The organism is Tunturiibacter lichenicola (assembly GCF_051013355.1).
Classification (GTDB): domain Bacteria; phylum Acidobacteriota; class Terriglobia; order Terriglobales; family Acidobacteriaceae; genus Edaphobacter; species Edaphobacter lichenicola_F.
The window spans coordinates 2,323,100-2,343,075 of sequence record NZ_CP132944.1 but is presented as its reverse complement, the minus strand read 5'-3'; the positions used below and the strand labels follow the sequence as shown (position 1 = coordinate 2,343,075).

The 19,976-nt window shown below is 55.3% G+C and carries 23 protein-coding genes and 1 other RNA gene; 14 read left to right on the top strand and 10 right to left on the bottom strand.

Going from position 1 to position 19,976, the window contains the following annotated elements; translation table 11 throughout:
* Nucleotides 1-31 precede the first annotated feature (31 nt).
* Complete coding sequence (locus RBB82_RS10030; protein ID WP_433974986.1) at nucleotides 32-685, bottom strand: ribonuclease T2 family protein; 654 nt, start codon at nucleotides 683-685, stop codon at nucleotides 32-34.
* A 276-nt stretch (nucleotides 686-961) separates the two neighbouring features.
* Between RBB82_RS10030 and ruvA the strand changes: the two genes are divergently transcribed.
* Nucleotides 962-1,561: a Holliday junction branch migration protein RuvA gene (gene ruvA / locus RBB82_RS10025; RefSeq protein ID WP_433974985.1), complete on the top strand. Its 600-nt coding sequence runs from the start codon at nucleotides 962-964 to the stop codon at nucleotides 1,559-1,561.
* A 430-nt stretch (nucleotides 1,562-1,991) separates the two neighbouring features.
* On the opposite strand, the gene rnpB is transcribed toward ruvA, so the two are convergent.
* Nucleotides 1,992-2,480: RNase P RNA component class A (gene rnpB / locus RBB82_RS10020), an RNA gene on the bottom strand.
* A gap of 557 nt (nucleotides 2,481-3,037) precedes the next feature.
* Here rnpB and RBB82_RS10015 point away from each other — a divergent pair.
* The 6 genes from RBB82_RS10015 (at nucleotide 3,038) to hpnI (ending at nucleotide 8,938) form a co-directional block, all read left to right on the top strand.
* The gene (locus RBB82_RS10015; protein ID WP_433974984.1) at nucleotides 3,038-3,853 is read left to right on the top strand and encodes a WD40/YVTN/BNR-like repeat-containing protein; all 816 of its coding nucleotides are present in this window, start codon (nucleotides 3,038-3,040) and stop codon (nucleotides 3,851-3,853) included.
* Nucleotides 3,853-4,206 (top strand): hypothetical protein, encoded by a 354-nt coding sequence (locus RBB82_RS10010; RefSeq protein ID WP_433974983.1) that lies wholly within the window; start codon nucleotides 3,853-3,855, stop codon nucleotides 4,204-4,206. Before RBB82_RS10015 ends, RBB82_RS10010 begins: the two co-directional genes overlap by 1 nt.
* Before the next feature lie 88 nt (nucleotides 4,207-4,294).
* Entirely contained in the window at nucleotides 4,295-4,744 is a 450-nt protein-coding gene (locus RBB82_RS10005; protein ID WP_433974982.1) for a hypothetical protein, read from the top strand.
* A 458-nt stretch (nucleotides 4,745-5,202) separates the two neighbouring features.
* The gene (locus RBB82_RS10000; RefSeq protein WP_433974981.1) at nucleotides 5,203-6,426 is read left to right on the top strand and encodes an ABC transporter permease; all 1,224 of its coding nucleotides are present in this window, start codon (nucleotides 5,203-5,205) and stop codon (nucleotides 6,424-6,426) included.
* Between the two features lie 40 nt (nucleotides 6,427-6,466).
* Nucleotides 6,467-7,714, top strand: a complete 1,248-nt coding sequence (locus tag RBB82_RS09995; protein ID WP_433975360.1) for an ABC transporter permease — start codon at nucleotides 6,467-6,469, stop codon at nucleotides 7,712-7,714.
* Between the two features lie 54 nt (nucleotides 7,715-7,768).
* Nucleotides 7,769-8,938, top strand: a complete 1,170-nt coding sequence (gene hpnI, locus RBB82_RS09990; RefSeq protein WP_433974980.1) for a bacteriohopanetetrol glucosamine biosynthesis glycosyltransferase HpnI — start codon at nucleotides 7,769-7,771, stop codon at nucleotides 8,936-8,938.
* 51 nt (nucleotides 8,939-8,989) lie between these two features.
* Here hpnI and RBB82_RS09985 read toward each other — a convergent pair whose 3' ends face one another.
* On the bottom strand, nucleotides 8,990-10,234 hold the full coding sequence (locus tag RBB82_RS09985) for an MFS transporter (RefSeq protein ID WP_433974979.1): 1,245 nt from the start codon (nucleotides 10,232-10,234) through the stop codon (nucleotides 8,990-8,992).
* A 542-nt stretch (nucleotides 10,235-10,776) separates the two neighbouring features.
* On the opposite strand from RBB82_RS09985, the gene RBB82_RS09980 reads away from it, so the two are divergent.
* The 4 genes from RBB82_RS09980 to RBB82_RS09965 all read left to right on the top strand — a co-directional run bounded on the left by RBB82_RS09980 (nucleotide 10,777) and on the right by RBB82_RS09965 (nucleotide 13,099).
* Nucleotides 10,777-11,124 (top strand): YciI family protein, encoded by a 348-nt coding sequence (locus RBB82_RS09980; protein ID WP_433974978.1) that lies wholly within the window; start codon nucleotides 10,777-10,779, stop codon nucleotides 11,122-11,124.
* 112 nt (nucleotides 11,125-11,236) lie between these two features.
* Nucleotides 11,237-12,013 carry a hypothetical protein gene (locus RBB82_RS09975; RefSeq protein WP_433974977.1) on the top strand — a complete coding sequence of 259 codons (777 nt, stop codon included), beginning with the start codon at nucleotides 11,237-11,239 and terminating at the stop codon, nucleotides 12,011-12,013.
* 115 nt (nucleotides 12,014-12,128) lie between these two features.
* Nucleotides 12,129-12,521 (top strand): YciI family protein, encoded by a 393-nt coding sequence (locus RBB82_RS09970; protein WP_433974976.1) that lies wholly within the window; start codon nucleotides 12,129-12,131, stop codon nucleotides 12,519-12,521.
* A complete protein-coding gene (locus tag RBB82_RS09965) occupies nucleotides 12,518-13,099 on the top strand; it encodes a dihydrofolate reductase family protein (protein WP_433974975.1) in 582 nt (193 codons plus the stop codon). The genes RBB82_RS09970 and RBB82_RS09965 overlap by 4 nt, the downstream gene beginning before the upstream one ends.
* Before the next feature lie 40 nt (nucleotides 13,100-13,139).
* Here the strand turns inward: RBB82_RS09965 and RBB82_RS09960 are convergent, their stop codons facing one another.
* Nucleotides 13,140-13,658 carry a response regulator gene (locus tag RBB82_RS09960; protein WP_433974974.1) on the bottom strand — a complete coding sequence of 173 codons (519 nt, stop codon included), beginning with the start codon at nucleotides 13,656-13,658 and terminating at the stop codon, nucleotides 13,140-13,142.
* Between the two features lie 181 nt (nucleotides 13,659-13,839).
* On the opposite strand from RBB82_RS09960, the gene RBB82_RS09955 reads away from it, so the two are divergent.
* Nucleotides 13,840-14,124: a hypothetical protein gene (locus RBB82_RS09955; RefSeq protein ID WP_433974973.1), complete on the top strand. Its 285-nt coding sequence runs from the start codon at nucleotides 13,840-13,842 to the stop codon at nucleotides 14,122-14,124.
* A gap of 3 nt (nucleotides 14,125-14,127) precedes the next feature.
* On the opposite strand, the gene RBB82_RS09950 is transcribed toward RBB82_RS09955, so the two are convergent.
* On the bottom strand, nucleotides 14,128-14,436 hold the full coding sequence (locus RBB82_RS09950) for a hypothetical protein (protein ID WP_433974972.1): 309 nt from the start codon (nucleotides 14,434-14,436) through the stop codon (nucleotides 14,128-14,130).
* Nucleotides 14,437-14,581: 145 nt separating this feature from the next.
* On the opposite strand from RBB82_RS09950, the gene RBB82_RS09945 reads away from it, so the two are divergent.
* Nucleotides 14,582-14,773: a hypothetical protein gene (locus RBB82_RS09945; protein ID WP_433974971.1), complete on the top strand. Its 192-nt coding sequence runs from the start codon at nucleotides 14,582-14,584 to the stop codon at nucleotides 14,771-14,773.
* Between the two features lie 1,010 nt (nucleotides 14,774-15,783).
* On the top strand, nucleotides 15,784-15,918 hold the full coding sequence (locus RBB82_RS09940) for a hypothetical protein (RefSeq protein ID WP_433974970.1): 135 nt from the start codon (nucleotides 15,784-15,786) through the stop codon (nucleotides 15,916-15,918).
* 580 nt (nucleotides 15,919-16,498) lie between these two features.
* Here the strand turns inward: RBB82_RS09940 and RBB82_RS09935 are convergent.
* From RBB82_RS09935 to dcm, 5 genes are all read right to left on the bottom strand, one after another.
* Nucleotides 16,499-17,326: a hypothetical protein gene (locus tag RBB82_RS09935; RefSeq protein WP_433974969.1), complete on the bottom strand. Its 828-nt coding sequence runs from the start codon at nucleotides 17,324-17,326 to the stop codon at nucleotides 16,499-16,501.
* Between the two features lie 362 nt (nucleotides 17,327-17,688).
* Nucleotides 17,689-18,018, bottom strand: coding sequence for a hypothetical protein (locus RBB82_RS09930; RefSeq protein WP_433974968.1), 330 nt, complete (start codon nucleotides 18,016-18,018; stop codon nucleotides 17,689-17,691).
* Nucleotides 18,018-18,227, bottom strand: a complete 210-nt coding sequence (locus RBB82_RS09925) for a hypothetical protein (RefSeq protein WP_433974967.1) — start codon at nucleotides 18,225-18,227, stop codon at nucleotides 18,018-18,020. Before RBB82_RS09925 ends, RBB82_RS09930 begins: the two co-directional genes overlap by 1 nt.
* A gap of 350 nt (nucleotides 18,228-18,577) precedes the next feature.
* Nucleotides 18,578-18,943 (bottom strand): hypothetical protein, encoded by a 366-nt coding sequence (locus RBB82_RS09920; RefSeq protein WP_433974966.1) that lies wholly within the window; start codon nucleotides 18,941-18,943, stop codon nucleotides 18,578-18,580.
* A complete protein-coding gene (gene dcm, locus RBB82_RS09915; RefSeq protein ID WP_433974965.1) occupies nucleotides 18,940-19,962 on the bottom strand; it encodes a DNA (cytosine-5-)-methyltransferase in 1,023 nt (340 codons plus the stop codon). The genes RBB82_RS09920 and dcm overlap by 4 nt, the downstream gene beginning before the upstream one ends.
* Nucleotides 19,963-19,976: the final 14 nt, after the last annotated feature.

The following is a 19,976-nucleotide window of genomic DNA, read 5'->3' as shown; positions in this document are numbered from 1 at the left end:
TCGATTCAGTACTTCACACTTGTTTTTAAAGTCACTGCATTGAAGTAACAGGGACAATACGGATAGCCTGCGCATCGCACCCGTGTATGCCCTGACAAGAGATCGGCATCAGCCCAACCTTCGCCAGACAAACCTCAACAGCCGTCAAACGTCCCTTCTCGCAGCTCACAACAACGCTGTTTTGCGGAAACGAAGGGTTCGCCTTCGCAAACAGATCGAGAACATCCTTCGGACGCATCGGCTCCTCATGCTTCAGCTCACGCAGCTTCTTCGGAATCCTCACCGAATGAAACGCCTGATGCTCAAGACTGAAAAACTCCTCCGGCGACATCGTCGTGCATGTCCCATGCTTGATCCATTCGTGGTTCACCAGCGGAAGGTCAGGAGTGATATCTAAATTAATGTCAGGTTGCGGTGGTCCCGAACGCTCCGCGCAATTCACCGGATAAGACCCGTCGTAGTTCTGCGGCCACAAGCCATGCAACACAAATCCACGAGGCGTCTTACAAGCAGTCCCCGCCCCTGGAACAGAACAGAACTCGGGCCCCCAGGCAAGATTCATCAGATAAAAGTCGAACTTCCCCGGCTCGCCCTTCTGCTGTGCCCCAGCCGACGCAGACATCGCGAGTAGCCCCAGAGCCACTAAATAGAACACCACGAAGCGTCGCAACAAGTTCGTCCCCATACCCATCATGCTAAATGCACTCTTCGGTGTTGAATCACACCCTCACAGGGCCGTCATCCCTGAGCGCAAAAAACAAGTTGTCATCCTGAGCACAGCGAAGGATCCCTGTCTTTCGCGGTTGCAGTTGTCCGTTCCTTTACAAACACGCGAGCAACAGAAGTCGCGCCACCCAAGCGTCAATCGGAACGGTCAGCGCAATTGCAAACAACGAGCGCCTCATCCGAAACCACACCACGAAAAAAAACGGACACCCGAACAAGCTACAATCAGCCAAGCATGATCGCCCATCTCCGCGGACGTCTCCTCTCCAAAACCCCGAACCAGGCCATCATCGAGTGCGCCGGCGTAGGCTACGACGTCACCATCAGTGTCGCTACCTTCTCCGCCTTACCGGGCGAAGGCACCGACGCAACACTTCACATCCACACCCACGTCCGCGAAGACCAGATCGCTCTCTTTGGTTTCTCTGAAACGCAGGAAAAACGCCTCTTTGAGAAGCTTCTTACCATCAGCGGCATCGGCCCCAAGCTGGCGATCACGGTGCTTAGCGGCATCGACGCCAGCCGCCTGGTCACTGCGATTCGCTCTGGCGATCACGCGACCCTCACTCGCATTCCAGGCATCGGCAAGAAGACCGCTGAGCGCGTCGTGCTGGAACTCAAGGACAAACTGGACAACCTCGCAGTATCCATTCCCACCTCAGGAGGAGGCGCTCACCATGGCCCTGCCGGCGACGATGCTCTCTCTGCGCTCGTGAATCTCGGCTATGCGCGACCTGTCGCCCAGAAGGCTATTGAGACTGCGATCACCAAGACACCCGAAGTTGCCAACGACTTCGAGACCCTCTTCCGCGCTGCCATGCAGGCCATCCGTTAGGTATTTTTTTGGTCTAGTTGCCGGATTTTTTCTGGCGTGGTGGAGGGGTGTTTTTGCTGGGGTTTTTGCAAAAATTGGTGTCCAAACGTGGTGTTTTGGTGGTCAAAACGTGGTGGTTTGCGTGGTGAACATGGTGATTAAAACACCTTTTCTGGAGTGCTGAAAAATACGCCACGACTTTCAAGTTTATTTTTAGGTGTCCTGCCGGACGGGCCCACTGCGCGTGGCGCGGTCACTTCGTGACTTGTATACCGCTTCGCGTGGCGCTTCCGTGGGTTGCGAGGAAGATGGCTCCGACCAACGGGAGGATTGCGCGAAGCTCTAAAAAGGCGTGTGAACGCCCGCCCTCCGCGCAGGAGGCTCGTCCGGCAGGACGTTCGCTTGCAAAGCGAGATGGCCTCGAAGCCGTTTTGCGGGTTCGAGGCCATAGGTTTGCAGACGGCCCGTAAGCCGAATTCTGTTTTAGACGATCATTCCTCTACGCGACGCATTACTGCGGCGCTTTAGCAACCTACCCGCAAGTTTCGGCTCCCAAACCATTGAAAATTCAATAGCTGGATCCCCCCGCCTGAGCGCATCGGGCCGATACGCTCCTGCCGCCTGGAGAGAAGCGGCAAGATCCCTGCCTATTTGGTCTTGCTCCGTGTGGGGTTTACCCTGCCGCGGTCATTACTGCCCGCGCGGTGCGCTCTTACCGCACCTTTTCACCCTTACCCCGGGCCGCTTTCGGATCTACCGAGGTAAATCACCAAGGCAGATCACCAGACCGGGGCGGTTCATTCTCTGTTGCACTTGCCGTCCAGATGGCTTAAACCATCCGTCCCGGACGTTATCCGGCACACTGCCCTGCGGAGTTCGGACTTTCCTCCCCCGCCCAACACCTTGCGGAGTGGGCGGCAGCGATCATCCAGCCGCCTGCAGTTCCAAGTGTATCCCACCGGTGGTTTGGGTGGTCGGTGAGCTTAGCGTCCGAAATCGGCGAACCTGCCGAAAACCCCGTTTTCAAGGATCAGCGATTAGCATCGTGTAAGAAGGAGCGGTGACGATGATGATCAGCGGACGGTTTTCAAAGGTGTGGGTCGCCCTTTTACTGCTAATCACAGCCTCTATCGGGTGTGCGGTCAAGCAGAGAGAGGTCGTCGGAACCTTTGTTACCGATGAAGGGACCATTGAGGTCAGGCAAGATGGCACCTTTCAAACTAGATCGCATGGCGTGCTGATCAGCTTCGGGCATTGGAAGCTAACTGATCACATCACTGATACCGGACTTGAGCTAGACAGCGCAACCGAAGCTAATGACTACCTCCTTGCACGGAGGGGCGGAACGCTCTGTATGCAAGTCGAAGAAGACACAGTTTATTGGTGCAAAGCTGACTGACGGCCTGAAAGTCAGGTTTGCGGCAAGTTCAAGATCGAAGTTTCTCATAACCCCGTTTTGCGGGATGTTCTATTTAGCTCTTCGTTACACTGCTCTTTATGCCCCGCCCGATCCTCCTCTCTGCGTTCGTTCTAGCGACCACATCCCTTGCCAACGCCCAATGGGAAATCCAGTCCGCCCCCACCACCGCCAGTCTGCGCGGCATTCATGCCCTCGGCAACGGAATCGCGTGGTCCTCAGGCTCTTCCGGCACCGTCCTCCGCACCACTGACGACGGTGCCCACTGGCAGCTCTGTGCGACACCACCCGACGCCGAAAAACTAGACTTCCGCGGCATCCAGGCCTTCGACGAAAACACCGCCATCGTCATGTCGTCCGGCAAAGGCGACCTATCCCGCCTCTACAAAACCATCGACGGCTGCCAGACCTGGAAGCTCCTCTTCACCAACCCCGACAAAGAAGGCATCTGGGACGCCATCCAGTTCGACCAGCGCAACAGATTCAGACCCACGAGCAAATATCCGAATCACGGAATTCTGGTAGGAGACCCTGTTCGTGGAGTATTTGTGATCTACGAATCGTATGACTCCGGTGCCAATTGGCACCGTTGGGAAGAGTCAGGGGGCACACCGCCGTCCAATATGGGCCACCGCTCGGCAAAAGCGACAAATGGCGAATCCCTATTCGCTGCGAGCAACAGCACGCTCGCAGTGCCTGGAATGAACGGACCGTTCCTCTTTGTAACGGGGGCAAGGGAGGATCGCACCTTTTCCTTCCTGAGCCTCATAGCCCGCTTGACAATGGAACCACCTGGAAGTTCGCTACAATCAGCCTGCCTTTCAAGTCGGGTGACAGCTCAGGAGGCTTTTCCGTCTCGGCGCGTTATTCCCATGGTGAACTCTCCCCCGATCTGATGATTGTCGGAGGCGATTACAAAGAGCAGACCGCCACTGAAGGTACAGCCACTTTTGTACGGTTTCGCTCCTCCATTCTCGATTTGTTTTCGAGCCATGTAACCACCGCCCGGAACCCGCCCCACGGCTACCGCAGCGCAGTAGGCTACGACTCCACCACAAAAACCTGGATCATCGTAGGCCCCAATGGCACCGACATTTCCCGCGACGATGGCCGCAATTGGACCGCTCTCAAACCCACCGCTCAAGACGAACCCGAGTCCGACAAGAACTGGAACGCCCTCTCCCTCCCCTTCGTCGTCGGACCCCACGGTCGTATCGGCAAACTCAATGCCAAGACACTAGCTCCATAACTTTGATCGAACTGCCTGAAAGTCGCATTTTCGGCAACTTCAAAATCGAGTTTCTCAAAACACCGTTTGAGGGAGCTGAGTTTAGACTTTGATCGTGGACGCTGAAATCAATCGCGAAACTCTAGCGGCGAAGACGCTAAAGGCCCTGTGCCTAGGGTATGCCGTTATCTTTAACAGCTATTTCGCACTCGCGTGCTTGGCGATGAGTTGGGAGAGCTTTTATCCTCGCTACCGGGTGCCACAGATCGCTTCAGGTCTGAAGTCTGCGGCTTTCGCCTTGATGTTCTTGGTGATTGCGCTCGGTGTAGCGTTCGGCCATCGCTGGGCTCGTTGGGTTTCGATAGCGTTCGGCGCGCTGGGGTTAGGTTTTTCAGTCTTTCTATTCTGGGACGGATACTTGAGGATCAAATCTAAATACAGCGGGGAAGAAAGCTCGGAAGTACTTGCGGCCATCGTCTTTTCGATAACCTCGCTCCTTGTCATACTGGCAATGTTCGCACCTGTTGCAAAGAATTACTTCCGACGCAAATGCATCTAGCAGCAGCACAGGCGTCATCAGGTAGCTTCGAGCCAATCTCCTCGAAAGTCAGCTTTTCGGCAAGTTGAGTCCTTCACATCAAACTGATCCACGCGGCGAAGCAAAGGCAAATGCGGAGGTCTCTCCACTGCGCGACGGACCGTGAGACTGTCCGTCGCTTCGGTCGAGATGACGGGTTTTTGGTTTGGGGGAGGAGAACTTCGCTCAGGATGCCACCAACTTTGGGGGTGGCGGAGGAGACCGGACAACGGCGAATGCGGGTTCGCTCCGGATGTCGTTATGCTAGTAGCCTACGTAGGCTTACGCGCCCTGCGTCGGAACCACTTGTTTTGGGGGTGGCGAACAATCCCGCCCCGAATTACGTATCAGATAGCAAGCCAGTTCTCGCTTTGGAGGACTTCGGCTGGTAGTCTCAAGCGTATTCAAAGGTACATAGGATCTTCAAGGTAGATTGACCGATGGAGTTCAAGGAAGCAGTTAAGATTGCGCTGCAGTCGCTCTGGGCGAACAAGCTCCGCTCGGTGCTGACGCTGCTTGGCGTCGTTATCGGCGTGGCCAGCGTCATTGCTGTGGTCACGCTCGTCAACGGCGCAAATACCTACGTGACCACGAAGTTCGCCAGCTACGGCGCAGATGTGTTCACTGTTTCGAAGATGCCCCAGATCATCACCAGTCCGGAAGACTATCAGCGGTATCAGAAGCGGAAGAACATCCTCTTACCGGATTACCAGTATGTGGCCGCCAACTGCAAGCATTGCACTGGCATCGGCGCGCAGCAGGCTGTTACGGGAAAGATCGTTCGCGGAACGCAGTCCACTACGGACACCAGTATTCGCGGCTATACGTGGCAGATGCCCGCGCTGCAGAACCTGAACATCATGCAGGGACGAGGCTTTACGGAGGCTGATGAAGAGCACGCCTCGCATGTGGCGATCATCGGAACCGACATTCAGGATCACCTCTTCGAGGGGATCGATCCGCTTGGGCAGGAGCTGCGAGTCGACGGCACACCGTATACGGTCATTGGAATCAGCGAGAAGCAGGGGAGCACCTTTGGCGCGAGCCAGGACAACTGGGTTGCAGTGCCGTTGCCTGCGTTTCAAAAGAGCTATGGGACAGCGAAGACGCTGATCATCTATGTGAAGGCGGGCGAGGCTGGTCCGGTGTTGGAGACAGCAGCGGATGAGGTAAGGGTGCTGGTGCGATCGAGCCGGCATGATGCTCCGGGAACGGATGACTCGTTTGAGCTGGACATGAACGACACGCTGGTGGGTTTTTTCAGCACGGTGACAAAGTCGTTTGGAGCGGTGGCTGGAGCGGTGGCGCTGATCTCGCTGATCGTGGGAGGCATCGTGATTATGAACATCATGCTGGTGAGCGTGACGGAGCGGACTCGTGAGATCGGTATACGAAAGGCTCTCGGCGCGCGTCCAAAGGACATCCTGATGCAGTTCCTGATCGAGTCAGGCACGATGGCGCTGGTAGGGGGAGTCTTCGGCGTAATCGGGGGAATTCTGGTGGCGCAGGTGATTACGCTTCTGGCGGGATTTCCTTCGACGATTGCGGTGTGGAGCGTGCTTGCGGGGCTGGTGATGGCAACCGGTACGGGCATCTTCTTCGGTGTGTATCCGGCCAGGAAGGCAGCACAACTTGACCCGATTGTGGCGCTGAGAGCGGATTGAAGCAGGAGCACGGCAGGAACAGATGCCGAGGAGGCCGATGATGCAGATTGCCGATACAAAAGAGACAGTAACGATGGCGCTGGATACGCTGCGGTCGAACAAGCTGCGCAGCGGGCTGACCATTCTGGGGATTGTGATTGGCGTGATGACGGTGATCGTGATTTCGTCGGTGATCAACGGATTGAACTCGAGTGTGTCTGGCCTGGTGGAGTCGCTGGGCACCAATGTGATCTGGGTCTTTCGGTTTCCGGTGATCGGGGTGCGGCCGACGACCGAGATGCTGACGCGGAAGCAGTTGACCTACGAGGATGCGATGGCAATGAAAGAGCTGCCGCATGTGCTGGCAGTGACGCCTGGGTTGCAGTATCGGGATAAGACCGGCGTGGAAGGCACTGTCGCGGTGAAGTATGGGACGAAGATTCTGGAGGGGACGACGCTCGAGGGCGACACAGCGAGCGTGAAGGATGTGTACGAGCTGAACATGAAGGAGGGCCGCTTCTTCAACGAGGGCGACGTGGAGCGTTCGGCGAACGTTGTGGTGCTGGGTAACGATACGGCGGACTCGCTGTTTGGCACGATGAGCCCTCTCGGCCAGGATGTGACCATCGCGGGCATGGTGTTTACGGTTGTCGGCGTGATGGACAAGCAGAAACAGGCTTTTGGCGGAGGCAAAAACCCCGAGGACAACAAGGCGTTCTTCCCCGTGACTACATTTCACAAGATTCATCCCGAGATACTGGATTACTGGATCAGCCTGAAGTTCGACGACCAGAAGAACAAGGCGGCGGTGCAGGACGAGTTGACGGAGTTGCTGCGTCGGCGGCGGAAGGTGAAGAACGAAGCTCCTGATAACTTTGCGATCTTTGGGACTGATTCGCTCACTCGTCTGTGGAACAACATTACGAGCGGGCTGTTTCTGCTGTTGTTTGCGCTGTCGAGCGTAGCGCTGCTGGTGGGCGGAGTCGGCGTGATGAACATCATGCTGGTGAGTGTGACGGAGCGAACGCGGGAGATTGGCGTGCGCAAGGCGATTGGGGCGACGAAGCAGGTGATTCTCGCCCAGTTCACGCTGGAGGCGATGACGCTGTGTGCTGTTGGCGGCATCATCGGCGTGGTGATCGGGAGCGCTTTGGCGCTACTGTTGCACCTGTTCTTTCCTTCGCTGCTGTCTGCGATGTGGGTCGCACTGGCTTTCTGCTGCTCGTGCGGGATCGGACTGCTGTTTGGCATCTATCCGGCGTGGAAGGCGGCGAATCTGAATCCGATCGAGGCGTTGCGGTACGAGTAGTTGCGGTGCCTGACGCCGAGTGTTGATGCCGTGCCGGTTCGGTAGACTAGAGGCATGGCCATCGCGATTGAAGAGATCACAACACTGTTGACGCTTGCCGGACTTGCTTATCTTTTGTTGGCCTTGATGGGATGCCGGGACTTCGCGCACTACTGGCGGCGGAGACAGGTAGGTACGGGGTTTGCGCCCGATGTGACGGTGCTGAAGCCGGTGAAAGGGGTTGACCAGCGCATGTATTCGGGGCTGGTGAGCCACTGCAAGCAGGAGTATGCGGGCAACTTCGAGATTGTCTTTGGCGTGAGCAGCCTGGAGGACCCTGCGGTTGGTGAGATCGAGCGGTTGCGGGCGGAGTTTCCTGAGTGTGCGATTCGGCTGGTGGAGTGCCGCGAACGGTTGGGCACCTCGGGCAAGGTGAGCAACCTGGTGCAGATGCTGCGCGAGGCGAAGTACGAGCATGTACTGATCAATGACAGCGACATTCGCGTCTCTCCGCGTTATCTAACGCGCGTGATGCGGGGTTTCGCCGATGCGACGGTGGGGATGGTGACCGCGCCCTACATCGGACGGACGGCTGACTGCGGTGCGGCGATGACGGTTTGGTCGCGGCTTGAAGCGCTGGGAATCTCGACGGATTTTTTGCCGGGGGTTTTGACGGCGCGCAGGCTGGAGGGTGGGATTCGGTTTGGGCTCGGCTCTACAATGGCAACCAGCAAGACTGCGCTCGCGAAGGCTGGTGGGCTTGAGGCGCTGACCGAGTACCTGGCTGACGACTATGAGATGGGGGCGCGAATCGCTGAGGCCGGGTATCGGGTGGAGCTTTCGAACGAGGTGGTGGAGACGACCGTTCCTGAGTATCACTTTCGTGGCTTCAGGGAGCATCAACTGCGTTGGGCGCGGTCGACTCGCGATTCTCGGAAGCTGGGCTATGTCGGGTTGGGGATTACGTATGCTGTGCCTTGGGCGATCATGACGTGCATCGCCAGCGGCTTTGCGCTGTGGAGCTTTTCTTTGTTGAGTGTCGTGATGCTGGCGCGGGTGGCGGTGGCGCTGTCGGTCGGGGTGGGGGTGTTGGGGGATGCGCAGGTGTTGCGCGACCTGTGGCTGCTGCCGCTGCGGGACTTCTTCGGGCTTTGGTTCTGGGCGTGGAGCTTTGCCGGCGATACGGTGGTGTGGCGTGGTGAGTTGTTTTCACTGAAGGATGGACGTATTACACCTGTGGTGTAGGTTTGTGCGTTCCCCGGGTTCAGCGGCCCGAAGTTTTTGTACGGCAACTGGCTAAAGGGGGACGGAATGGGACGAGCTGAACGTTTCATCCTTCCTTGAAGCAAGGAAGTAGAGGCCCAGGCAGGTTAGGGCGATGCCAGAGCCGGCCAGCGATTTTGAAACTCCAAATACAGGTATGAGTTTTCCGAGGGCGAGCGAGCCGAGCGGAATCCCGGCGCGGAAGGCGAGGCTGTAGACGCTCATGACGCGGCCACGCATTGCATCGGTCGAGATGAGTTGGGCCAACGAGAGCATAAACGATGCAGACGCCATGACTGCCGCACCTGCGAAGAACATCAGAGTGCAGGAGGCTGGGAGCCATCTCGATATGGCGAATCCGGTTGTAATCAGCCCCAGTATGGTGAGGATCAGAAGGGTCAGGCGGCCTTGTCCCTTCATTTTTTCTGAAGCAGCAACTGCGAGAGCGCCACAGATTGAGCCGGCGCCGGAGCAGACGAGAAGGAGCGTGTACGTCTGCGGGCCGCGGTGGAAGACTTCACGAACAAAGACAGGAAGAAAACCGTTGAGCGAAAAACCGAAGAGCGTCGTACAGAAGGCCAGAACGACCAGCGCGCTCATGCCGTCGCGCTGGCGTATGAAACGAATACCTTCTTTCATGCTCGACAGGACTGACTCGGTTGTCTTTGCAGGGACGAACTTCACATGAATTAAAAAGAGTGATGCTATGACCGCCAGATAGGAGACACCGTTCAGAGCAAAGCACCAGGTTGCACCGAGCATTGTGTAAGCTAGACCACCAAGCGTCGGACCAATGATTCGGGCGAGATTGAACTGGATAGCGTTCATCGCGATCGCGTTCGAGAAGTCCTCGGGACCGACCAACGTGGGTAGGAGCGAGGAGTACGCAGGGCCACCGAAGGACTGCCCTAGACCGACGACAAAGGACAACGTGAGAATGTGCCATACCTTGACGACGTGGAATGCGAACAGCAGCGCGAGGAGAAACGCGCATGTCATCTGAATGTACTGCGAGGCAAGCAACAGCTTCCGGCGATCCATGCGATCTGCAAAGACTCCACCGAAGAGGGAGAACATCATGATCGGGAGCTGACCTAAGAAGAGGTCCAGGCCGAGATAGAACGGGTCTTTTGTGAGGTCGTAGACTAACCAGCTTTGTGCGAACTGCTGCACAAACGTGCCGATGGTGGACGCGCATGCCCCGATCCACATCAAGCGGAAGTCGCGGTAACGAAAAGCCCGGAAGGTGCGGGCGAACCCCGCTGTCGCGTTTGCCATTACTTCGTTTTGCTATTTCCCCGATCCACGACGCAATGTACCTTCCCGTATTTCCACGATACGCCACCCGGCGCGATGTTCGAAAGGTCTGCACTCCGATGATGAACTGTTTGGCTGGAAAGGTCCGGGCTTGTGGCTTGACGCAATAAGGCTGAACTTCCTTCAACCGCACACGATGGATGCACGGGCGCTATACCGCCGACTGTAAATGGCTACTCAAGTCGAGTAGCTGTCCGGGAAGCCGGTTTTATTTCCACTTGAACTGGAGCACATCAGTAAACAGAAAACGGGCATATCGTTAACATCTTCCTTGATTGAAACGCCGTAGTCAGAAGAAGCAGAATCGACAGGACTAGCTCAATCGCAGAGGTGGCAAAGTCTCCCTAGGGCTGGAGACAGGCGAGAAGACAGCTTCTGCTTTTTGAAAAAGCGCGGGTCGAGCTAAATTTTTCGAACGGTTGTCGAAATCTGTTCCGGTCGTTCGTTGTTATAGTGAAGGCCCGGGGAATCAGCCCACCTTACTAACATTTCAGGAGAAGACAATGCCGCAATATTTGGTTGCTGGTTACCTCCCCGACGACTTCGACCCGTCTACGATGGACGAAGCGGTGGGCCGCGAGATTCACGCGCTCAACAAAGAGATGATTGCCGCCGGCGTCAGGAAATTCGCTTGCGGCCTTGGAGCTGCGAAGTCGCTGCGAGGGCAGACCGATGGCGAAGTCCTCATCACCGACGGGCCGTACCTTGAGACCAAGGAACACATCGGCGGTTTCTGGATATTGGAATGCGCTGACATGGACGAGGCGGTGGCATGGGCGCGCAAAGGCGTCGCCGCCACTCGGGGGCAGGTCGAGGTGCGAGAGATATTCTTCCAACCGTCACCCGACTAGCCATTAAGCGGCAGACTTGAACGAACAGAGGAAAGTAAGTGAGCGGCGGCGACAGAACGCTGCGCGCTGATGGGCGGCCTTCGCCCAAAAAAACCACTCACAGGAGGAAACAATGCTGAAAAAGAAGGTTTCCGGAATCGCTATCAAAGGCTTCGCACTACTCGCTGTTCTCGGTACAGCACACCACGCGATGGCGCAGGATGCCACGACGCCTTATCCGAAGATGGCCCCGATCGAACAATATCTGATGGATCGCGACGCGGAGATCGCCCTGGCCCGCAGCGCCGCTCCAGACGCTATCTCGCACGGGGCTTCAGTTCTCGTCCTGACCCGCCGCGGCTACGAAATTGCAGTCGAAGGACAAAACGGGTGGGTCTGCATGGTGGGCCGCGGCTGGGGGGCCATGTTCGATAATCCCGAATTCTGGAGCCCAAAGGTACGCGCCGCAGGTTGCTTCAACCCGCCAGCCGCGCGCTCCATCCTTCCGTACGACTACAAACGGACCGAGCTAGTCCTGGCTGGCCATTCCAAACAAGAGGTCATTGCCGCAATCAAAGCCGCCATCGACAAGAAAGAGTTTCCACCTCTCGAGCAGGAGACTGTCTGCTACATGATGTCCAAATTTTCCTACCTGACCGACAACGGCGGCCACAACGTCCCACACCTGATGTTCTACGAAACTGAAAACGGCACAGGCTGGGGCGCCAACCTAACGAACTCCCCAGTCATGGCCGTAAATTATTGGTACATCTCCGCCGACGCCTACTCACAACTCAAGAGCTTCCCACCCATGTCCGTCTTCTTAATAGGAGTAGACAAATGGTCCGACGGAACGGAGAATCTTCCGGCGCTGACTCACGTGCATCCTTCGAGCAACGGAACGCCTTAGGATATGGGCGTGAGCGATGTGTCGAAATCGTGGCCAGACGTTCGTCGTTATAGCATGGGCCGGTTAGAAGTCGGCCGAAAGATCAATGTCGAAGATCAATGTTCAGGAGAGAGACATGCCGCAGTATCTGGTTGCTGTACAACACCCCGACAACTATCAACTGCCCGTGGGCGCAGAGGGCGAAGAGATGATCCGCAACATCGGCGCGCTGAACCGAGAGATGATCGCTGCCGGGGTGAGGGACTTCGCCGGCGGGCTGCAATCGGCGGGGAAGGCGAAATCGGTGCGGAAGCAGGCTGGGGGAGAGGTGGTCGTCAGCGATGGACCGTATCTGGAGGCGAAGGAGCATGTGGGTGGCCTCTGGCTGCTGAAGTGTGCCGACATGGACGAGGCCGTCGAATGGGCGCGCAAGGCCGCCGTCGCCTGCAGAGTGCCGGTTGAGGTGCGAGAGTTCCTCGAAGTACCGGAAAAATGGAAAGCCCAACCCCAGAGCACGGAGACCAAATGAGAAAGCTCAGAATCATGGAACATATCTCCCTGGACGGCGTGGTCCAACAGTCCGCCGACGAAAACGGTTTCCCCTACAGCGACTGGACCGCGCCCTATCGGACCCCCGCTGGCCGGGATGCACTCGCCGCCGCGCATGGCGGGAGCTTCGATCTGCTGCTGGGCCGTCGCACGTACGATATGTGGTCGGGCTCCTGGCCAAAGGCGCCGAGCAGTCCAATGGCGGACGGCCTGAATGCGGCAAAAAAATATGTTGCGACCCACCGTCCGGAGAGTCTTGCATGGGGCCCGTTCGAGGCTCTTGGACCGGACCTCGTCGAGGGCATTCGCCGCATCAAGTCGCAGGACGGCCTTGATCTTGTCCTCTGGGGTAGCTCTACGCTGACATCGACGCTGCTCGAACATGGGCTTGCGGATGAAGTGCTACTGGTCGTCTATCCCGTGCTGTTGGGGACGGGGAAGCGCCTCTTTGCGGAGGGAACCCCGGCATGCACATTCGAACTCGTCAGCACGATGACGACGCCGACCGGCATTCTCATCAACTCCTACAAGGTCGTGGGGCCTTTGAAGACCGTATAGAGTCTGGTTGCGCTCTTGTGACCGGAGTGTCCCGTGCAGATTAATTGCTGAAGCGCGATATGAACTGGGGGTTGGAAAACACACCTTCGGAGAAGGTGTTCGAGGTGATTTCATTTGAAAGGGCGAGAGACTGTGTGACGCGCCGCAGCATATCGGTTGGGTGTACCGGCTTTGAGAGGGTGGTGAAGTCATGGCCGGATTCGCGTGCCTTTGCAAGGAGGTCGATGGTTGCGGCCTGACCTGAGAAGAGTAGAACTTTGCAACCCGGGTGGACTTCAGACATAGTGATGGCGAGCTCAACGCCGGTCATTCCGGGCATGACGACATCCGAGATAAGAAGGTCGGGCGGCGTGGCTTTGGCCAGCTCCAACGCCGTTGTGGCATCGTACGCGGTCATTGTGTCGAAGCCGCTCTTCGTAAGAATGATGGAGAGGGTGTCGGCGATGATCTTCTCGTCGTCGACGACGAGAACCATGGGGCGATGGGCTGCGTGAACGACTGTGTCGCCTGTCGAGACTTCCGTCAGCGAGACCACGGGAAAGTTCAGCTTCTTCGACATAACAGTACCTCTAAGTGAACCCTAGACCCATCCCTGTGATACGGGTTAACTCTTTTGTATCTGTCATTTAAAGGTGGAGTTCAGGTTGTGGAGAAGATAGGAGTTGACGGGGTAGATGTTTTGTTAGACGATGATCACGTTAGCGTTACGTTTGCGTGAATTTTACGTTACGAGGGCTGAGATGGAAGATGAGAGGTTTGTTGACGGAACGATCAAGTTCGGATCGATACAGCAGGTTGATGTTCCGAAGGGCCGGGACGGAAAACACAAACAGATCATCCTGCAACTACTTCATGACATTGCGCTGTTGACCCCTGGGACCGCGCTGAAGGTTCCACTGGAGCAGCTTCCTGACACGAAGGAGAATATCCGGTCCGCACTGAGCCGCGCGGCGCGGCAGAAGAAGATCAATCTGGCTACGTCCAGTGATGAAGATTCGCTCTATGTGTGGAAGACGGATAAGTGAGGTTTAGTCTCTCAGCCGCATACGACGGCATCGATGCGATCGTTCTTCTTCTTGGCCGCCGCAATAGCCCGCAGCATCAGCGGATGCGCCACCTTCACGGGCTGCAGCATGAGGCAGCAGGTAATCATAGATCCAGCTGGTGAACATGGTCGCTTCCATAGCCACGGTCCAGGGCGCCGACAAGCTCTTCATCCACTCGCTGAGCTGTGCTCTGGTCGCAGCAATGGTGCCTTCAGAAAGGACCGTAGCGCTCACGTCCTTCACGCAATAGCTGATCGTCTTCTTGTGGATGTCTAATCCGATGAAGTGCATACTGGTCAGGAGGAGCCTCCTTGGATGTCTCTGAATCAGCAAATAATCGCTGAGTTCAGCCCTTGTACACCAAGTGCTCCTCAACTTCGCGACTTATCCATCCAAACACTTCGTCCAAGTGGAAAGCGTTTTTTGTTGAACCCTGATGCCGGTTAATTGTGCGAATGAGGACGGGCCGTTTCAAACAGCCTCAGAGAATAACTCGCTTGCGGACGTTTCGAGCAAGCTGGCACTCAATCCCGTAAGCCGCTCCAAGCTGAACATTCTTCCGCCTGAATCACCACCCACCAAATCAGAGCAGGACAAAGTCTGGGACATACTGGCAGAGCTTAACTAACTCACGAGTGCGATTAGAGAGGTCTGTCACTCCAGACACAGGCGCACGCAAGTAGAAATATCGCGATTTCGGTGATCACTGTCCGCACTGGCACCGCTCCTTTTCGCTACATTATTTTGATCCCCGATTCATCCGAAACGTAGCACGCTGGAGTGCTACATATTTATGTAGCCTGTCATAAAATTTTTGGACATCTTCGGCACAATAAAGCGCACAGAAAGACGTGAGTGGTTATGAAGTTAATTTCTCTCGGGCTAAACAGTCATCCGGCCTGAGTGCGTGGCTGGTCGTGCTTGGATCAATCAGAACATCACCGATCGGACTCTTGACACTGACAAGACGCCATTAGGACACTGGCGCTAGCATTCGCAATGGCCTTTGCTATAGCCCACGCTCAAAACGGTCACCACCTACGCAACTCTGTACTGGACCCAAGGCATGACTGTGCTTTCTCGCAAAAAAACACCATCATGTGGCCATTGAAAAACAACCCGAATTATGGCCAATTGATACCATAATCTGGCCAACATAAACCTTTTGTTATGAAAGCGGTTCTCCGTCGGGGCAATAGGTGATTGGTACCATAATGTGGCCGAAACACGTTTCTCAGACTATAAGCTGGCCAGGAGTAGTGTCATGGGCTCACGAGTTTTGTCTAGCCCGAGCCATATAGCTGACGGTAACCGGCCGTCTCGTAATTCCAGATAGATTGCTCATCGCTATGATCGTCCACTTGCATGCTAACGGATGGGTCTAGTCTCTATCTATATGAGGTGGTTGCGCATGGCAAACGTATCACTCCCTAGACCTGATCTTGAAGCGCATCGAAACTCCTTGATGCTCACTATGCCAGAACTCCTACGGACTCTGATATCAAACATCGGGAAGAAGCTAACGGCTTTCGTTGCCGGTGTAGACCATCCCGAGATCATCGAGAGTTGGATAGCAGGTGATCCGAACCGTACTCCCGTAGTGATTGTCCTGGACTATCATTAGAGATGGAGGTATCTATGCAGATCCTCAAGATGATCACTTATGCTGCTGGTGGTTCCGTAGTCGTGGGCCTTCTCCTGGGTGGAGTTCTGGAACTGATTAGAGCAGTGCAAATGCACACGGGGCAGACCAAACCCTCAGCGAAGATCTAATATCGCTCAAAACGGCCCACGACGACGATCCCCATCCAAAACCGCAGGACAGGGATCGGGTCTTCGCAACGCTCTTCGCAAGAGACTGCGGAGCTACCGACCGGCAGGTGGTGGAATGCCGCCGTTATCGAATCAAATGCCTTGCTTGGCTGCAGCGGTCTTCTTGCTGCAGCTATTCTTAGCTACTAGGCCTGAAACAACGACTGTGGAAACCGAATACAAATGCTCAGTTCCGTAAGTCCGCGTGGCGCTATCGTAGAGCTTTTGCCGAGAGCATGGTATCCAGTCGCCACCATTGCCCACCCCACCAAAAACCAGGACTCCATGAGCGTCTGGACTCGCAACCTAAAAAATCGCCGTCCCGTGCTGTCGTAACAGTCGTTCTCCCATTGAGATCAGCATGTATGGTCCCATCGCGGTCGCGAGAATAGTCCACAAAGGCTAGGTCCATTCCGGAGAGGTTATCGCAGGTACGCCCGTCAAGCAGCCGAACGTGAATGGTGACAGCATGCCCCAGTGGTGCGGCTGTAAACATCGCAAGCAGAACGCACGCGAGCAATATTGCCCGTTTGCGCGGAGGTTAATTAGCCCGACGCTCAATTCGATCACGTTTCGCTGCAGCACTGAACTGAACTGACGCTTGCTCATCAGCGAAGATGTGAACCCGCTCAGGCTCTACGAGAGGCGCTGCGCTCCAATCAAAATGAATGATCCGCTTCGCTAGGAGCTGATAGACATCATCAGCAGGAACGGTATCTTTCGTTTCTGATAAGAGATCCTCCAATGTCACTGCAGGCGTCCTAGCGAGGCACTTGAGAACCGCTTCCAGACTGGCAGGAGGAACCGGATCGGTGATGCGCCAGAAATCATCAAGGAACTGAGCGTTTCTCACAAAATCTGGGTCGATAGAAGCCGAAGAATGAACCTCGTAGCAAAGCCCCCACGGTTCCGCATATTCGCGGCCGGCAGGGCACTCCCAAGACATATCTACCGATCGATAGCGGTTCGGACTGTTCTCGGCGAGGATGGGTAGATCGTCTTTGTGCTTGGACTCCACCCAACCCGCGTGACCGCGCCGCAGCACAAAGTAGTCCGGCGTATGCCACACAACAACGAGTTTGCCACTCAGGCCGCGATATCTCAGCTGAATGGGTGCTGGTTGGCAATAATACTCCAGCACATCTGGATCATGCTCCAGTTTGTAGACGAGGTGGAATTCAACCTTGTGGGAGTCGAATTGGACCGTAAAGCCCATTTTGAAGCTAGAGTAGAAGCCGGACACAGCGTCTAGGCCACCATCCACTCTTCGAGATGGATCGGACCTTCGGATCTCGCTGACAATCTCTCTCGTACGGCTCGAGAATCCGAGTCGATCGCAGTACTCCACGAATTCACGATCGGTCAGCAATCAATCCTCCTGGCAGAGGCGCGCGCTGGGGTCCCGGTGAATTGCACTAATTATGGTGCAGGTTTTCTGGCTTGTCACGAACTTTTTAAACTGAAGCTACTGAGATACCGCTCACGAAACTACTGCGTTGTCCTAGGTCTCCGCTGGCCAACAATTACAAACCGAAGTACGGACGGTATCTCTAGCGTGAACCCGTCTATCGCGTCCCTAATGTCGCTGGCTGATAATGCTTTGCATAATCGGCTGGGCGTGGGGCTCTGTGAAGTTCTGCGCCTGCTCAGGTTTATGGCAACCGCGGCGAGATTCACCGAAAGTAAAAGTTGCCGATGCGGAAAACAAATCACTTCCGTGCTTTATGGGTTCTAATGGCTTGGATCTGAACGCCTAATCGCAACGAGCAATCGACTCAGCCATCGCATTGGCTTTGTCTTCAAGTCGTGCTCCCAAATACGAATTACGCTCCACCCTTCGGCTCGAAGTTGGCGCGTGTTTCTGCGATCACGCATCATGTTCCCAGCAATCTTCGGCCCCCAATACGCCGTGTTGGACTTGCTCTTGAGAGAACACTTGCCACAGCCATGCCAATAACATCCATCGACGAACACTACAAGCCGGAACCGGGTAAAGACAAAATCCGGCTTGCCTACTAGCTTGCTTTTGCGACGCCAACCTACCCGGCCTGCCCGCCTCATCAGCGCAATAAAAGCGTGTTCAGTGGTGTTGTTTCCGTGCGACCGGATACAGCGTAATGCTTTTTGATCTGATCGGGCAGGCTGGTCTTGTTCAGGGTGGTTCTACCAACCCTAGCGATTAGCTTGCCTTGGTGGATAGCGACAAAAAAGCTCTCGATCACGGTCTTGATGATTTGCGCTTCCCAGTTCTGGAATTCATGAAAGCCCATGACGTAGATGTCTGCGCCTGTCTTTCTACGTTCAAACTGGGGTGCAGCATTGAAGTCGGGCAGCGGCGAATTACCAGCCCGGATGCCTTAGTATCCGGTTCCCTGGGTGCGGATCTTTTTCTTATTAACGTCATCGCGAAGATGAGTAACGAGCTTGGAAACTCCCTGAAAGGCTATAGCGCTGTTCAAATCCTTCGTGCCATAGAAAACAGTTCGGAGGTCTGAACAGGCGAACGGAGCATGCTTTCCGATGCCGAAAGACCCCAATTTTCCCGCATTTTTATCGGAAACGCCTACCGACTTGGTCAACTTGAACCAGTCAGTCGTCCGGTCGTTCTTGGCCCCTATGGTTAGCCCTGTGGTGTTGAAGTAATCTGAAGTACGGGCAACGTCGGTTTTGCCAGCACAGCAAGTGCGTTGTCGCAAAACGCAACGGTCTTCTGGGAAGACTTAGCGTACAGCTTACAAGCTCGCAGCGTTTGCTTGAACTCCACGTAGCCCGGAAACTCAGAGCTGGGAATCTCCAAAAGTTTGAAGTGAACTTCGACCGGTTTGTTCGACTGGTCTGCAGCGTCGGCAGAGTTTTGAAGCCCCTCGCGAGCCAAGCTTGAAAGGGGATTATCCTTGAATGTCTCGATGCCGGGATCATTCAAACCGACTTCCTGGCCGTCATCGTTGGCGGGGAAGTTCCATCCAATTTTCTTGCTGCTGATCATTTGCCGTTCCTTTCATCTAGCAAGCGGCGACATTCCGCAGCAAGCTTTTGCACTAATGGAACTGTGACTGCATTTCCAATCTGCCTATATTGCTGAATTCGGGATACCTGGCTAGGGAAAGAAAATTGATCCTTAGCAAAACCCTGAAGCCGAAGACATTCTGCCGGGGTTAGTTTCCTGATGCCCCAAGTATCTTGAATTACCGGAACGTTATGGCCTCCATCTCCCATATTCGCCATTAGCGCAAATACAGTGTTGCTCTTGTTCTCGCGGACATAGTTGCGACGCAGCATGTAGATGGAATCGGCGTCACCGGCATCAATGGACTCCTCGAAGAGCTTCTTGTATTGCGAGTCGTCATTGAAATAAAAGGAGTCTTCGGCCTTCTGGTCCAGATCGAGATAGGTCCTGTAGTCAATGGTCGCCGGATCGGGATCGGGGAAGTGAAAGACGTTGGTTCTAAAGTGATCCCAAGAGAGCGCAGCCATGTAAAGTCGCTCTCTGTTCTGAGGGATTTCGGTGTGCGTCTTGGTGTTTAGGACAGCGGTGTTCTGATTCGGCATGAACCAATAGCCAGCGGCTTGAATCTCCTGAGTGATGCGGCTAAACGACCTCCCTCGATCATGCGTCAAGAGATGCTGAACGTTTTCGAAGAGGAGGATTTTAGGTCTGTCATTGCCGAATTCACGAATCAAGCGAATGATCTCGAAAAATGCCCTGCCACGCTCATCATCGAACCCAAGCTTTACCCCTGCCTTTGAGAACGGCTGGCAGGGGAACCCTGCTGTGAGGACATCTACAGTACCGAGGTCATCAGCAACAACGGAGAGGTCTTCAATGGGTTTGTGGTGCATCGTCGTGGCTTGGAAATTGTGTGCATAGGTCTCGACGGCAAAGCGGTCTTTCTCGTTGGCCCATACCACCTTGAAATCTTCATTCGCAAAAGCGAGGCAAAACCCACCCATTCCAGCAAAGAGGCTGCCTACCTTATATTGCGGTTTTTTCTTGCTTGTTCTCACTGCTGAAATAGCGC

What these genes read in the sequence shown, in the direction of transcription:
- hpnI (WP_433974980.1), top strand. Translation starts at nt 7,769, where the DNA reads ATGGCCATCGCGATTGAAGAGATCACAACACTGTTGACGCTTGCCGGA.
- RBB82_RS09980 (WP_433974978.1), top strand. Translation starts at nt 10,777, where the DNA reads ATGCCGCAATATTTGGTTGCTGGTTACCTCCCCGACGACTTCGACCCG.
- ruvA (WP_433974985.1), top strand. Translation starts at nt 962, where the DNA reads ATGATCGCCCATCTCCGCGGACGTCTCCTCTCCAAAACCCCGAACCAG.
- RBB82_RS10030 (WP_433974986.1), bottom strand. Translation starts at nt 685, where the DNA reads ATGGGGACGAACTTGTTGCGACGCTTCGTGGTGTTCTATTTAGTGGCT.
- RBB82_RS09945 (WP_433974971.1), top strand. Translation starts at nt 14,582, where the DNA reads ATGCCGGTTAATTGTGCGAATGAGGACGGGCCGTTTCAAACAGCCTCA.
- RBB82_RS09995 (WP_433975360.1), top strand. Translation starts at nt 6,467, where the DNA reads ATGCAGATTGCCGATACAAAAGAGACAGTAACGATGGCGCTGGATACG.
- RBB82_RS09970 (WP_433974976.1), top strand. Translation starts at nt 12,129, where the DNA reads ATGCCGCAGTATCTGGTTGCTGTACAACACCCCGACAACTATCAACTG.
- RBB82_RS09965 (WP_433974975.1), top strand. Translation starts at nt 12,518, where the DNA reads ATGAGAAAGCTCAGAATCATGGAACATATCTCCCTGGACGGCGTGGTC.
- RBB82_RS09955 (WP_433974973.1), top strand. Translation starts at nt 13,840, where the DNA reads ATGGAAGATGAGAGGTTTGTTGACGGAACGATCAAGTTCGGATCGATA.
- RBB82_RS09985 (WP_433974979.1), bottom strand. Translation starts at nt 10,234, where the DNA reads ATGGCAAACGCGACAGCGGGGTTCGCCCGCACCTTCCGGGCTTTTCGT.
- RBB82_RS10010 (WP_433974983.1), top strand. Translation starts at nt 3,853, where the DNA reads ATGATTGTCGGAGGCGATTACAAAGAGCAGACCGCCACTGAAGGTACA.
- RBB82_RS09950 (WP_433974972.1), bottom strand. Translation starts at nt 14,436, where the DNA reads ATGCACTTCATCGGATTAGACATCCACAAGAAGACGATCAGCTATTGC.
- RBB82_RS09930 (WP_433974968.1), bottom strand. Translation starts at nt 18,018, where the DNA reads ATGAGGCGGGCAGGCCGGGTAGGTTGGCGTCGCAAAAGCAAGCTAGTA.
- RBB82_RS09975 (WP_433974977.1), top strand. Translation starts at nt 11,237, where the DNA reads ATGCTGAAAAAGAAGGTTTCCGGAATCGCTATCAAAGGCTTCGCACTA.
- RBB82_RS09940 (WP_433974970.1), top strand. Translation starts at nt 15,784, where the DNA reads ATGCAGATCCTCAAGATGATCACTTATGCTGCTGGTGGTTCCGTAGTC.
- RBB82_RS10015 (WP_433974984.1), top strand. Translation starts at nt 3,038, where the DNA reads ATGCCCCGCCCGATCCTCCTCTCTGCGTTCGTTCTAGCGACCACATCC.
- RBB82_RS09960 (WP_433974974.1), bottom strand. Translation starts at nt 13,658, where the DNA reads ATGTCGAAGAAGCTGAACTTTCCCGTGGTCTCGCTGACGGAAGTCTCG.
- RBB82_RS10000 (WP_433974981.1), top strand. Translation starts at nt 5,203, where the DNA reads ATGGAGTTCAAGGAAGCAGTTAAGATTGCGCTGCAGTCGCTCTGGGCG.
- RBB82_RS09920 (WP_433974966.1), bottom strand. Translation starts at nt 18,943, where the DNA reads ATGATCAGCAGCAAGAAAATTGGATGGAACTTCCCCGCCAACGATGAC.
- RBB82_RS09925 (WP_433974967.1), bottom strand. Translation starts at nt 18,227, where the DNA reads ATGGGCTTTCATGAATTCCAGAACTGGGAAGCGCAAATCATCAAGACC.